Source organism: Streptomyces sp. NPDC005803 (assembly GCF_040630435.1).
In the GTDB taxonomy this organism is placed as follows: Bacteria; Actinomycetota; Actinomycetes; order Streptomycetales; family Streptomycetaceae; genus Streptomyces.
The window spans coordinates 520,843-533,176 of record NZ_JBEXXO010000002.1; the positions used below are offsets into that span (position 1 = coordinate 520,843).

The following is a 12,334-nucleotide window of genomic DNA, read 5'->3' on the forward strand; positions in this document are numbered from 1 at the left end:
CAATCCCTCGCAGTCGGTTACGGTCAAGTATGGACATGTTACGTTCTGTTACTTCGCAGTAGGACGCAGTCCCCGTGAACGGCTCCCGCCTTCACCGGATCAGCCGCGTGGCGGAATGACGAACTCGCACCAGACGCATTTGCCGGTGCCCCGGGACTCGACGCCCCAGCCGTCCGCCAGCCGGTCGACGAGCATGAGACCCCGCCCCGAGACCCCCGCCTCGCCCGCGTCCCGGCGGCGCGGCAGCGCGCTGGACCGGTCCTCGACATCGACGCGCAGGCGCCGCTCGGGGCCGGTGAGCACCCGGATGGTGACGATCGCGCCGCCGTCGGTGTGCATCAGGGCATTGGTCGTCAGCTCGTCGGCGGCCAGCTCCACCTCGTCGGCGCGGTCCTTGGCGCCCCACGCCCGCACCGCCGCACGGATCATGTGCCGCGCCGAGCTGAGCGCCTCCGGGTCGTTCTGCCCCACGTGCTGCTGGAGCCGGCCGCCGGGCTGCGGGGCGTGGGCGGCCTTGCGGCGCAGCAGCAGCACCGCCACGTCGTCCTCACCGCCGCGTTCGTCGACCGCCGCGCAGAGCCGGTCGGCCAGCTTCTGGAGGTCCTGGGGGCCCTTCCTGATCATGGCGACGAGCAACTGCGTGCCCTCGTCGAGGTCGGCTCCCGGCAGCTCCACCAGGCCGTCGGTGAACAGCACCATGGTCTGCCCGGGGTCCAGCTCGACCGTGCTGACCGGGTACTCCAGCCGTCCGAACTCCGCGGACAGCCCCAGCGGCAGACCGCCCTCGACGAGCACCTTGCGGCAGCTCCCGTCGGCGTCCCGCACCAGCGGGTCCACATGCCCGGCCCGGACCACCTGCACCACGCCGGTCGTCAGGTCGGCCTCGGCATAGGTGCAGGTCGCGAAGCGGTCGGTGTCCAGCTCGTGCAGGAAGACCGAGGCCCGCGCCATGACCGTGGCGGGGCTGTGCCCTTCGGCCGCGTACGCGCGGAGCACGATGCGCAGCTGGCCCATGACGGCGGCGGCGTGCGTGTCGTGGCCCTGTACGTCCCCGATGACGGCGCCGACCCGGCCGCCGGGCAGCGGGATGACGTCGTACCAGTCGCCGCCGATGTCCCGGCCCAGCCTCGCCGACCGGTAGCGCACGGCGATCTGCGCACCGGGCACCTCGGGGATGCGGCGCGGGAGCATCGCCTGCTGGAGCCCCTCGGCGAGGTCGTGCTCCTGTTCGTACAGCATGGCGCGCTGGAGGCTCTGGGCGATGGAGCTGCCGAGGGCGACGAGCAGATTGCGTTCGTCGCCGGTGAACCCGTTCTTGTCGCTGTAGAGGAGCCCGAGTGCGCCGATGGGGCGGGCCTGGGCGATCAGCGGCAGGTAGGCGGCCGAGGTGATGCCCAGGTGGCTGATGTGGGGCCACAGGACCGGGTACGAATCCGCGAAGTCCTCGGCGGACTCGATGAAGCGGGGCCCCAGCGTGCGGACGACCTCGCTCATCGGGTACTGCTCGTCCGTCCGCGTGTACCGGGTGCCCGGCACGAAGGCCCCGTCGGGCCCGTCGGCCACCAGGTGGATGCGTCCGGCCTCGATCAGCCCCATCACCAGGCTGGTGGCCCCCAGGTGAGCCAGCCCCTGGGAGTTCTTGAGCACGTCGATGACGTCCTTGACGGTACGGGCGTGGGCCAGCGCGGCCGTGGTGGCCTCCACCAGACTCGTCCGCCGCTGCCGCTCCTCGTCCAGCTCACGGCGGGCGGTGGAGTCCGCCAGTTCCTCGGTGGCGTCCCGGACGATGCCGATGATGCGGCGCGGCCGGCCCGTGTCGTCCCGTCGGACGAAGCCCTGGGTGTGCATCCAGCGCAGGCTGCCGTCGCGCCGCAGGATGCGGAAATAGGCCCCGTAGTTGCTCCGGCCCGTCTTCAGGGCCTGCGTCACCATGCCGTCCAGGCGCATGGCCTCGTCCGGGGGTACCCGCGTCGCGAGCGTCGCCGGCCTGTCGTCGTACTCGTCGGCCCGCAGGTCGAACACGTCGAGGGCCTGCTGGTCCATGTGCATGAGGCCGCTGTCCAGGTCCCAGTCGAAGCTGCCCATTCGGTTCAGGGCGAGACTGAGGTCCGGGTGGGCGGGCCAGTCGTCCGGGAGTGACAGGGCACCCGCTACCCGATCATCCATGTGGGTCACTCTGCCACTATTTGTCCGATTCTTCGAGTGAACTGTCCACGAGGTGAACGTGCGATGGGACACATTCACGAGCGGTCCCGCCGAGCGGTATTTCCGGAGATTCCCCGGGATTCCGCGGGTCGGCAAAGGTGCGGGGCGCCGGATTTCGCCGCAGAACGCCGACCCGCCCCGAAAGCGGGCAGGGACAGCGGCTAACGTGTGCGTCGGGGTGGAGTAAGCCAAGCCTTACCACGGCCCGCCCCGCTCCTGCTCGTTCGTCCTAAGGAACAGCCCTCCATGACACGCCCCGTCCGCGTAGCCATCGTCGGAGCCGGCCCGGCCGGAATCTACGCAGCGGACGCGCTGCTCAAATCCGATGCCGCCACCGACCCGGGTGTCTCCATCGACCTGTTCGAGCGGATGCCCGCCCCCTTCGGCCTGATCCGTTACGGGGTGGCCCCGGACCACCCGCGGATCAAGGGCATCGTGCAGGCGCTCCACCAGGTCCTGGACAAGCCGCAGATCCGGCTGTTCGGCAATGTCGACTACCCGAACGACATCGGCCTGGACGAGCTGCGGACGTTCTACGACGCCGTGATCTTCTCCACCGGCGCCGACGCCGACCGCGCCCTCGACATACCGGGGAGCGACCTGGACGGCTCGCACGGCGCCGCCGAGTTCGTCTCCTGGTACGACGGTCACCCGGACGTGGCGCGCACCTGGCCGCTGGAGGCGGAGAAGGTCGCCGTGCTGGGTGTGGGCAACGTGGCCCTGGACGTCGCCCGCATCCTCGCCAAGACCGCCGACGAACTGCTGCCCACCGAGATCCCCGCCAACGTCTACGACGGCCTCAAGGCCAACAAGGCGCTGGAGGTGCACGTCTTCGGGCGGCGCGGTCCCGCCCAGGCCAAGTTCAGCCCGATGGAGCTGCGGGAGCTGGACCACTCGCCGAACATCGAGGTCATCGTCAACCCCGAGGACATCGACTACGACGCGGGCTCGATCGAGACCCGGCGCGGGAACAAGCAGGCCAACATGGTGGCCTCCACCCTGGAGAACTGGGCGATCCGCGACGTCGGCGACCGGCCGCACAAGCTCTTCCTGCACTTCTTCGAATCCCCCGTGGAGATCCTCGGCGAGGACGGCGCCGTCGTCGGACTGCGTACCGAGCGCACCGAGCTGGACGGCACCGGCAACGTGAAGGGCACCGGCCGTTTCCATGACTGGGACGTCCAGAGCGTCTACCGCGCGGTCGGCTACTACTCGCAGGAGCTGCCGAAGCTCCCGTTCGACGTCGCGTCCGGCACCGTTCCGCACGCCGCCGGGCGGGTGCTCGCGGGCGGTGAGCCGATGGAGTCGGTGTACGTCACCGGCTGGATCAAGCGGGGCCCGATCGGCCTGATCGGGCACACCAAGGGCGACGCCAACGAAACGGTCGCCTGCCTGCTGGAGGACCACACCGCCGGCCGGCTGCCCGCCCCGGCGCAGCCCGAGCCGTCGGCCGTGACCGGGTTCCTGGAGTCCCGCGGCATCCGCTACACCACCCGCGAGGGCTGGTACCGGCTGGACGCGCACGAGCGCGCCCTGGGCGATGCGCAGGGCCGCGAGCGGGTGAAGGTCGTGGAGCGCGACGCCATGCTGGACGCTTCGGAGCCCGGCAACTGACACCACGGCGACGGCCCCGGAACCCCCGTTCAGGGGTTCCGGGGCCGTCGCCGTCCCGGGGAGGCGTCAGCGGCCCTGCAGCGCCTTGACGTGGTCGCCGAGGTCCAGCCCTTGGAGCGGCCGACCTTCCGTCAAGAGGTCCGAACCAAAGGCCGGCCCCGCGGTCAGGGGCCGGCGCGTGCGCTCCGGGACCGCTCGCGCACGCGGTCCGGATAGCGTTCCGTGAAGCGCACTGCCAGCACCAGCAGGACGACGGGGATGATCCAGTTGTACCAGTCGGCACCGGACGAGGTGTGCACCGCGAGCAGGCCCAGCAGGGCGGTCGCGGCGAAGACCCCTCCCCAGACCAGCGTCAGCACCTGGTTCACCTGCCGGAACACCGGCGATCCCCACACCTCACGGGGCGTGGTCTCCCGCGCGTACTGCTCGGTGAACGGGACGAACGCGAGCGAGCCCAGCGCCACCACCGCGATCACCGAGCTGGACAGGACCTGGGCGTACCTCTCCACCCAGAGCAGGTCCTGACGGTCCAGGAACAGCGCCAGCACGCTGAGGACGGCGAAGAAGGCGATGCCGGTGATCTCCAGCACCTTGAAGGAACCCCGGCGCAGGTCGGGCAGATTGAGTACCACGGCGGCGACGAGACCGGCCAGCGTGGCGAACTCCCAGGTACTGGGAGCCGCGATGACGTCGAAGATGATCCACGGGGCGAACGCGAAGAACAGATTCCCGGTCCGCCGCCCGGAATTGGCTTGAGCCACCGGACACCTCCGGGGCATGTCCCACGGCACCCTGCCGCTTCCTCCATGGTGGGGCCGGGGCCCGCCCGCCGCATCCCCGCACGCCCGGGACGCGTTGCAGCGGCTGCGGGCCGGGCGTTGAATGAAGGATCGGCACGGCACGTCTCCAGGTGCGCGCACACCCCGGCAAGGGAGGCCCCACCATGGCCGCTCATACCTCGCAGGCCTTCGACCCGGCCCGCGTCGTCCATCTGTCCGGCCGCTACGCCCCCGTGACCGACGAGGTGGACGAGTCCGGACTCCAGGTGGTGGGCGAACTGCCGGACGGACTCGACGGGCTGTTCCTGCGCAACGGTCCCAACCCGCGCTTCAGCCCGATCGGTTCGTTCCTCTATCCGATCGACGGAGACGGCATGCTGCACGGCGTACGGCTCTCCGGCGGGCAGGCCCGGTACCGCAACCGCTTCGTCCGCACACCCGCCGTGCTCGCGGAAGAGCGCGCCGGCCGGGCGTTGTGGGGCGGGATCGAGTCGATGATCACGCCTCAGGCACCCGACGTGGCCCCTGAGTTGGCCGGCACGTTCCGCGACCTTCCGAACATCAACGTGGTACGCCACGCGGGACGCCTGCTGGCCCTCGCCGAGTCCGACTGCCCCTTCCTGGTCACACCGGAGCTGGAGACGGCCGGCAAGGAGACGTTCGGCGGAGCGCTGCCGGCCGGCATCACGGCGCACCCGAAGACCGACCCGGCCACCGGGGAGATGCTCGTCTTCTGCTACGGCCTCGAACCGCCCTATCTCACCTGGTCGGCCATCGATCCGACCGGCTCCGTGGCCCGCGGCCCCACTGCGGTCGACGGACTCGACGCGCCGATGATGATCCACGACATGGCGCTGACCGCGAGGTTCCTGGTGCTCGTGCTGGCACCGGTGTTCTTCGACATCGCCGCCGTGATGAGCGGGGGTTCCCTGATCGACTGGCGGCCCGAGCGCGGCACCCGGGTGGCCCTGGTCCCCCGCGACGGCGGTCCCGTGCGGTGGGCGTCCGACGAGGCGTTCTGGCTGTGGCACACGGTCAACGCCTACGACACCGAGCCCGACGGCGGTGAGGTCGTACTGGACTACGTGCAGTGGTCCCGCCTCTCCATGGGCGTACCGGACCCCACGGGACGGCCCAACACCGCCGGTCTGGTCCGCGCGGTCATCGATCCCGCCGCCGGCACGATGCACCGGACCGTGCTGGACGACGCCAGGATGGAACTCCCCCGCACGGACGACCGTTTGATCGGCCGGCCGCACCAGCAGCTGGCGGTGGCCGCGGACTCGGGCAACCCGGACCTGCTGCCGGGCGAGTTCGATGCGCTGCGCTGGTACGACGGCAGGGACGCGTCGGGCACGAGTGTGGTGTGGCGGGCCGGCGATCTGTCCGTCGGCGAGCCGGTCTTCGCCCCCTCACCGGGCAGCACCTCCGGCGCGGGCGGCCACTGGATGACGTACGCCACCGACCGCACCGACGACAGCAGTTGGCTGCTCGTGATCCCGGCGGACGATCCCTCCTCGGGCCCGGTGGCCCGGGTGCGGATCCCGGTGCGGGTCCCGCTCGGCCTCCATGGGAACTGGCTGCCGACGGAGGAGTGAAGTCCCGGGCGCCGGCGGTAACTATCCGTGGTCCGCGAGGGTTCCACCGGGTCCCCCCGCGAGTGGCGTCGGGTCCATATAGCGGATCTCATACGTCCGTTCGACGAAACGCCAGCCGTCCGGGGTGCGCTGATAGCGGTCGTGGTAGATCGCGTGGTTGAGGTGCGAGGCGCCGTCACGGATGCGGATGACCTCGGAGAGGTAGGCGCGGCCGGTCGCGGTGTCACCCGAAAGGAAGACGACCCCGGGGTGAGTCGTCTGGGCGAAGACCTCGAAGCCGGCCTCACGTTGCCGCCCGAGGCTCCTGATCCCCTCGCGGCCGGCGGCCTCGATGCCGGCGTCGGGGATGCGGACGACGCCGTCCGGCACGAACAGTGAGGCAAGGCGGTCGTGGTCATTCATCATCGCGGCGTCCGTGAACTCCGCGCGGAGCGCCTCGATCTCGACGCGGTCCCTCAGCTCGTCCCCTTCGCTCACGACCGCCTCGCTCACGAGACGGCCGCCGACGGCGGTGCGATCGTCACACGCGGCAAGCAGGTCGACGACGGTCCCGCCGCGATGCTGCTCGCCGAGCGCCCTCGCGACGGCGTCCGTCACCGCGGCGACGAGCCGGGCCGCGGTCCGCGGACCGTCGGCCCCGGAGAGCGCCTTCTCCCGCACGGCCAACGTCACGGTGGGCGCCACGTCATGGCGCGCGACGCCGCCGACGGCCCAGCGGCCGGCCGCGAGTGCCACGAGCCGTACGACCACGAGGTCGCGAGCCCACTCTCCGTAGACGGAGGTGACCGCGTCCGTGAGTCGGGCGATGAGGTCGCTCTCGTGCCCGGCGATCTGAGGTTCGAGAGCATGGACGGTGAGATGGGGCATGTCTGGTCGTCTCCCTTGTGGTCCCGGTCGGTCGGAGGCAGCTCAGGCCACGGACGCCGTGCGGGCACTTCTGACGGGCTGGAGGGCCGAGGCCCAAGCGACGACATGGTCGAGCAAGGCGTCCAGCGCACGCGCCCTGGACCGGCTCGGAGCGAACACCGCGAAGTCCGCGAAGTCCGTGGCCAGGTGCAGGGAGACCTGCCCCGGCACGTCGGCGAGCCCGAGCAGACCGCACAGCTGCCGCAGCTGGGCCGCGGACCCGGTGCCGCCGGCGCCGCCGTAGGAGACGATTCCGGCGGCCTTGTCGGCCCAGCCGGCGCAGACGAAGTCGATCGCGTTCTTGAGTGCGGCGGGAAGCTGGTTGTTGTACTCCGGGGTGACGAACACGAACCCGTCGAACGCGTCGACCGTGCGCGCCCAGGCCTGGGCCTCGGGGCCTCCGGTGCCTCCCATGGCGGGTGGAACCGCCTGGTCGAAGAGCGGAAGCCGGAACTCGGCGAGATCGATGACCGCGAACTCGGCGTCGGACCTCCGCGCCGCGGCGTCGTGGACCCACCCGGCGATTTGCGGGCCGAGCCGTCCCGGACGCGTGCTGCCGATGATGATCCCGATCTTGGTCATGATGCGTCTCCTGTAGCCATTCGTGGGGCGTAGCGCGGGCACGCGGAGGCCGTCGTGATCCGGCCGCCGCGCCCGCACCCACACCGACGGGGCAGTGGCCTGGATCGTCAGGAGAGTGGCTGCCGTTCTCGCCGTCTGACATCGGCGGCCCCTGATCCGTCGTATCCCGGGGGAGGATCCGTACCTGGCGAGTGAAAGGCGCTGACCGAATGGACATCACAGGCGGAGACGAAGACCTGGCGGGGCGCCCCGAGGACGAGCCGCTCATGTCGGAGCGGCGCAACCTCGCCAATCTCGCCTACCGGTTGCTCGGCTCGCTGACCGAGGCGGAGGACGCCGTCCAGGAGGCGTACGCCCGCTGGTTCGCGCAGGCCGTCGAGCGCCGGGCCGCTGTCTCGAATCCCGCGGCTTGGCTGACCACCGTCGTGAGCCGGATCTGCATGGACCAGCTCCGTTCGGCGCGTATGCGCCGTGAGCGGTACGTCGGTGAGTGGATTCCGGAGCCTCTGCCGGCACGGGCCGAGTGGAGCGCGCTCTCCCACGGATCGACGGCGACCGACCCCGCCGACCACATCACGTTGGACGAGTCCGTCGAGATGGCGTTCCTGGTCGTGCTCGACTCGATGACGCCGGCCGAGCGCGTCGCCTTCATGCTCCACGACGTGTTCCGCATGCCGTTCAACGAGGTCGCCGGGATCGTCGGCCGCACGCCGGGGGCCTGCCGCGAGCTCGCCTCGTCGGGCCGCCGGCGCGTGGCCGCCGCGCGCACCCGCGGCGCACGCGCGCAGCGGCGTTCCGCCGTCGTCGGTGAGTTCCGGCGGGCATGGCAGGCGATGGACGTCGATGCCCTGGTACGACTCCTCGACCCGTCGGTCGTCGCCGTCGCGGACGGCGGCGGTCGCGCGACGGCCTCGCCGACGCCGGTCCGAGGCCACCTCCGGGTCGCGGAGTTCCTGGTACGCCTGGCGGAACTGGCCGGCCGGCTCGACCTCCTCGAGCGCACGGTCAACGGCCAGCCGGGCCTCGTCGCGATGCACGGCAGCCAGGTGCTGACGGTGTACGCGTTCGACATCGAGGAGTCCCACATCCGACGCATCTGGGCCATGCGCAACCCGGACAAGCTGCGGCCGTGGAGCCGTTGGGGTGAGCGTCCACCTCGCGCCTGACAACTCGTGCGGCAACGCCGTCGATGGGCCGGGCGGCCGGTGCGCTCCAATGGCGTACGAACCGGCCGGACCAAGATCTCGGAGAGTCGGAGAGGAAGTACCGATGTCGTTCAGTTCCCACACCCTGCACCTGACCGTTCGCGGCACGGACGAGGCATCCGCCTGGTACCGGCAGGCCTTCGGGGCCGCAGAGCTCACCCGGCTGGTGGTACCCGGCGGCCGGCTGATCCACGTCCAGGTCCGCATCGGGACGCTCACCCTGATGCTGGCCGACGAGTTCCCCGAAATGGAGTCCTTCGGGCCGCAGCACTTCGGCGGCACGTACGGTGCCGTTTATCTGCACGTCGACGACGTCGAGGAGGCCTGGCAGCGGGCCGTGGGGGCCGGAGCCACCGTGATCCGTCCGTTGAACGACACCTTCTGGGGCGAGCGAGAGGGGCAGCTGCTCGACCCCTTCGGCCATCGTTGGGGCCTCACACAGCATCTCCGCGACATCCCGCTCGCCGAGCTCCAGGAGCTCACGACCGCGGCGTTCTCCGGCCTCACCGCATAGCGACGCGTGGCCCTCGTCCCTCCGACGGACGCCCCCACCTGACCCGGACCCGGACCCGACATTTCCGGGACCGGACCCAGGATCTGGCGAGGCGCTACGGGAACCATGCGTTCCCGACGGGCTGGAAGCTGCCCTCGTCGGCGTCCTCCGCCTCCTCCTGCCGTGGCAAGCCGATGGCTGTCCGCGGTTCGTCCGTCATGGGCGGCACCAGGCCAGGGGGTGGGTCGTCCGGGTCCGCGGGGGCGTCGGTCGGCTCGTCCGTCGGGTACTCCGGGAACGGTTCGGGGTATCCGTCGGTGGCACCGTCCGACGGCATGTCGCTCGGAGTCGGGCAGTTCGCCGGCGCCGGCGCACCGGTCGGCTCCTCCGTGGCCGCGACCGCCTCGCCGGGCGGAGTCGGGGGACCCGTCGGGCAGTCCCCGGTCGTGGGGGCGGAGCGCGACGGAGCCGGCGTCGCGGACTTCTTCGGCTTCTTCGGCTTCACCGGAGGTGCGGAGGGCAGCGGTCCGGTGATGTCGGTGCCGGGAGCGTAGGGCGGCGGCGTCTTCGGGGTACGGTCCCGGGCGCCCTCGTCACCGACCGGCCGTTCCATCCAGCTGTTGTGGTCCGCGTCGACGACGACCAGCGCGGTGACGGGCTTGGGCGCGGGCGCGACGACGACGATCCTGGCCGGGTCGTAGCCCGCCCACTTCTCACCCCGCCCGGACTCCGCGCCCCCCGTACCGGTGGGCCGGCTCAGCGGGTTGCCGCAGGCGCAGCGGACGCGGGGGAGACCGCGGCCGTCCACCAGCACGGCCGTGCCGGCCTGGAGCACGGTCTGGAACGTGGTGGCGGAGCCCGCCCGGAATCCGTGGTCGGCCACCAGTGTGTCGGCGCGCAGCACCACCGGCGTCAGGCCGCGCAGGAAGTCCGGGACACCGGCGCGGGGCACGCCCGCCGCGCGGGCGAACGCCGCCTCTGCGGCCGGGTCGGCCGCGAGGAGGTGGATCTGCTGTCCGATGTCGCAGGAGGCGACGGAGCGGGTGCCCCCGTAGAGGCCGGGGGTCGATCCGGGAAGGGTGTGCGGGGCTCCCCCGCCGGGTGGGGCCGTCCCCCGTGGGGCCGTGCGGGGCGCGGCCGGCGCCGCGCCGGCCGGTTCCACCGTGGACCGGGTGAAGGGGTCGGGCCCCTGCTCGGCGGCCGACTGGAGGAGGACCCCTTGGGCCTCGGCCGTTCCCTCGGTGCCTCGGCCACCGCCCACGGTCTCCCGCGCACAGCCCGCGGTGACGAGGATGCCGGCGGACAGAACGGCGAGCACGGCGCGGCGCATGCGTATCGGTGCGTGCACGACGAGTTCTCCTGCCTGGTCACCGGCCCCGGGGTGGTCCCCTCATGTGTGCCCCAGTTACCCCTCCCCCGCAAGCCGGGGACACGCGGCGCGCGGTCCTCCGGCAGACGGGCGACCACCATCTTGAACGCGTTCAAGAAAGCCCGTAGAGTCGGCCCCGACAGCAATTGAACGTGTTCAAGTGCGCGGGGGTGGGAGCATGTCGGTCCTGGTGGGCCTGATCGTGATGCTGGGCATGCTGGTGATCGTCCCCGTGGGCCTGCGACTGGCGGACGCCCCGGAACTGGACCGACTGCGGCGGCTGTGGCCCGTCTTCGCCGCACCGGGGGCCGTCGCTCTCTGGCTGCCGCGCGGACCGGCCGCCACGGCCTTGGCCCTCGGCTACGGCCTCGGCGCCGCGCTCCTCGCCCTGCAAGCCCTGGCCCGTACCGTCCGGCGCCCGCGACCCCTGCTGTCGTGGCGGACCGCGCCTGCCGAGGTCGCGCTGCTCACCGCCCTGGTGACCCCGGCCGTCGCCGCCACCGCGCTGGTCGCCGAGCGCTCGGGGAGCCCGCTGTTCGGCTTCGGGCTCGGCATCCTGGCGCTGACCGTGCCGCACTTCCATTTCGCCGGATTCGCCGCCGCTCTGGTTGCGGGGCTGGTCAGCCGCGTGGCCGACAGCGCGGCCGGCCGGTTCGCGGCACTGAGCGTGCCCCTGGGAACCCTGCTCGTCCTGGTCGGCTACTTCATCGGCGACCGGGCCGAACTGGCCGGGGCCGTGGTCCTGACAGCGGGCATGTGGACCGTGGCCCTCCTGACCTGGCGCACGGTCCGGCCCGTGGCCCGCGATCTGGCCACCCGGCTGCTGCTCGCCACCTCGGCCGCCGTGCTCGCGGCGACCATGGTGCTGGCGTTGAGCTGGGCGCTGGGCGAGGCCACCGGCCTCCCGCACCCCACCCTGACCTGGATGGCCGCCACGCACGGCGTGGGCAACGCGCTGGGCTTCGCCCTCTGCTCGGTGCTCGCCTGGCAGCGCCTGGACCACCGCACCGCACACGAAGGAAGGACCGCATGAGCACCCTCACGTATCCGGAGGCGGGCGCCACCCGGCTCGGCCCGCTCCCTGACGGCTACCACCACCTGCACCACCGCACCCGGATCGGACGCGGGCGCGCCGACTTCGAGGAAGCGGGGGCCGCGATCACCACGTTCCGCATGCACCGCGCCTCCGGGGCCCAGGTCAGGGCCTCCGCATCACGCGCCGAGGCAGGCGCGTCCGTTCGGGTGGCGCTGGGAGTCGGCCCCCTCCGGTTCACCGCGCCGTGCCAGGTCGTGTGGGCCGAATACGGTCCCGCACGCGTCGGGTTCGCGTACGGAACGCTCGCCCGCCACCCCGAGTGCGGCGAGGAGGCCTTCGTGGCCGAGCTGGCGGACGACGGCACGGTCTGGTTCACCGTGCTGGCGTTCAGCCGCCCCGCCCTTTGGTACACCCGCCTCGCCGGACCACTCGTGCCGATGGTCCAGCACTGGTACGCGCGCCGGCTCGGCCGCACGCTGCGCCGGATCGTCACGGAGGGACGCGCCCGCCAGGTCTGAGGGGCGGGGAGCGGCGGCGGGCCGATACT

Annotated in this window: 11 protein-coding genes; 6 read left to right on the forward strand and 5 right to left on the reverse strand. The window is 71.9% G+C overall.

Annotated elements, in window-relative coordinates; all coding sequences use genetic code 11:
- Positions 1 to 99: 99 nt before the first annotated feature.
- The gene (locus ABZ454_RS05020; RefSeq protein WP_359536108.1) at positions 100 to 2,166 is read right to left on the reverse strand and encodes a SpoIIE family protein phosphatase; all 2,067 of its coding nucleotides are present in this window, start codon (positions 2,164 to 2,166) and stop codon (positions 100 to 102) included.
- A 285-nt stretch (positions 2,167 to 2,451) separates the two neighbouring features.
- Here ABZ454_RS05020 and ABZ454_RS05025 point away from each other — a divergent pair, with 285 nt between their 5' ends.
- Positions 2,452 to 3,819: an FAD-dependent oxidoreductase gene (locus ABZ454_RS05025; protein ID WP_359536109.1), complete on the forward strand. Its 1,368-nt coding sequence runs from the start codon at positions 2,452 to 2,454 to the stop codon at positions 3,817 to 3,819.
- Positions 3,820 to 3,983: 164 nt separating this feature from the next.
- Here the strand turns inward: ABZ454_RS05025 and ABZ454_RS05030 are convergent, their stop codons facing one another.
- Entirely contained in the window at positions 3,984 to 4,580 is a 597-nt protein-coding gene (locus ABZ454_RS05030; RefSeq protein ID WP_356319804.1) for a hypothetical protein, read from the reverse strand.
- A 182-nt stretch (positions 4,581 to 4,762) separates the two neighbouring features.
- On the opposite strand from ABZ454_RS05030, the gene ABZ454_RS05035 reads away from it, so the two are divergent.
- On the forward strand, positions 4,763 to 6,196 hold the full coding sequence (locus ABZ454_RS05035; protein WP_359536110.1) for a carotenoid oxygenase family protein: 1,434 nt from the start codon (positions 4,763 to 4,765) through the stop codon (positions 6,194 to 6,196).
- Between the two features lie 21 nt (positions 6,197 to 6,217).
- Here the strand turns inward: ABZ454_RS05035 and ABZ454_RS05040 are convergent, their stop codons facing one another.
- Both ABZ454_RS05040 and ABZ454_RS05045 read right to left on the reverse strand, forming a co-directional pair.
- A complete protein-coding gene (locus ABZ454_RS05040; protein WP_359536111.1) occupies positions 6,218 to 7,063 on the reverse strand; it encodes a nuclear transport factor 2 family protein in 846 nt (281 codons plus the stop codon).
- Between the two features lie 42 nt (positions 7,064 to 7,105).
- On the reverse strand, positions 7,106 to 7,684 hold the full coding sequence (locus ABZ454_RS05045) for an NAD(P)H-dependent oxidoreductase (RefSeq protein ID WP_359536112.1): 579 nt from the start codon (positions 7,682 to 7,684) through the stop codon (positions 7,106 to 7,108).
- A gap of 209 nt (positions 7,685 to 7,893) precedes the next feature.
- Between ABZ454_RS05045 and sigJ the strand changes: the two genes are divergently transcribed.
- On the forward strand, positions 7,894 to 8,850 hold the full coding sequence (gene sigJ, locus ABZ454_RS05050) for an RNA polymerase sigma factor SigJ (RefSeq protein ID WP_359536113.1): 957 nt from the start codon (positions 7,894 to 7,896) through the stop codon (positions 8,848 to 8,850).
- Positions 8,851 to 8,953: 103 nt separating this feature from the next.
- Positions 8,954 to 9,403, forward strand: coding sequence for a VOC family protein (locus tag ABZ454_RS05055; protein WP_359536114.1), 450 nt, complete (start codon positions 8,954 to 8,956; stop codon positions 9,401 to 9,403).
- Positions 9,404 to 9,497: 94 nt separating this feature from the next.
- Here ABZ454_RS05055 and ABZ454_RS05060 read toward each other — a convergent pair whose 3' ends face one another.
- Complete coding sequence (locus tag ABZ454_RS05060; protein ID WP_359536115.1) at positions 9,498 to 10,730, reverse strand: DUF6777 domain-containing protein; 1,233 nt, start codon at positions 10,728 to 10,730, stop codon at positions 9,498 to 9,500.
- 199 nt (positions 10,731 to 10,929) lie between these two features.
- On the opposite strand from ABZ454_RS05060, the gene ABZ454_RS05065 reads away from it, so the two are divergent.
- Positions 10,930 to 11,784 (forward strand): YndJ family protein, encoded by an 855-nt coding sequence (locus tag ABZ454_RS05065; protein ID WP_359536116.1) that lies wholly within the window; start codon positions 10,930 to 10,932, stop codon positions 11,782 to 11,784.
- On the forward strand, positions 11,781 to 12,305 hold the full coding sequence (locus tag ABZ454_RS05070) for a DUF1990 domain-containing protein (RefSeq protein WP_359536117.1): 525 nt from the start codon (positions 11,781 to 11,783) through the stop codon (positions 12,303 to 12,305). Before ABZ454_RS05065 ends, ABZ454_RS05070 begins: the two co-directional genes overlap by 4 nt.
- Positions 12,306 to 12,334: the final 29 nt, after the last annotated feature.

Coding starts and splice junctions, on each gene's coding strand:
- ABZ454_RS05020 (WP_359536108.1), bottom strand. CDS start 2,166: ATGGATGATCGGGTAGCGGGTGCCCTGTCACTCCCGGACGACTGGCCC.
- ABZ454_RS05025 (WP_359536109.1), top strand. CDS start 2,452: ATGACACGCCCCGTCCGCGTAGCCATCGTCGGAGCCGGCCCGGCCGGA.
- ABZ454_RS05035 (WP_359536110.1), top strand. CDS start 4,763: ATGGCCGCTCATACCTCGCAGGCCTTCGACCCGGCCCGCGTCGTCCAT.
- ABZ454_RS05040 (WP_359536111.1), bottom strand. CDS start 7,063: ATGCCCCATCTCACCGTCCATGCTCTCGAACCTCAGATCGCCGGGCAC.
- ABZ454_RS05045 (WP_359536112.1), bottom strand. CDS start 7,684: ATGACCAAGATCGGGATCATCATCGGCAGCACGCGTCCGGGACGGCTC.
- sigJ (WP_359536113.1), top strand. CDS start 7,894: ATGGACATCACAGGCGGAGACGAAGACCTGGCGGGGCGCCCCGAGGAC.
- ABZ454_RS05055 (WP_359536114.1), top strand. CDS start 8,954: ATGTCGTTCAGTTCCCACACCCTGCACCTGACCGTTCGCGGCACGGAC.
- ABZ454_RS05065 (WP_359536116.1), top strand. CDS start 10,930: ATGTCGGTCCTGGTGGGCCTGATCGTGATGCTGGGCATGCTGGTGATC.
- ABZ454_RS05070 (WP_359536117.1), top strand. CDS start 11,781: ATGAGCACCCTCACGTATCCGGAGGCGGGCGCCACCCGGCTCGGCCCG.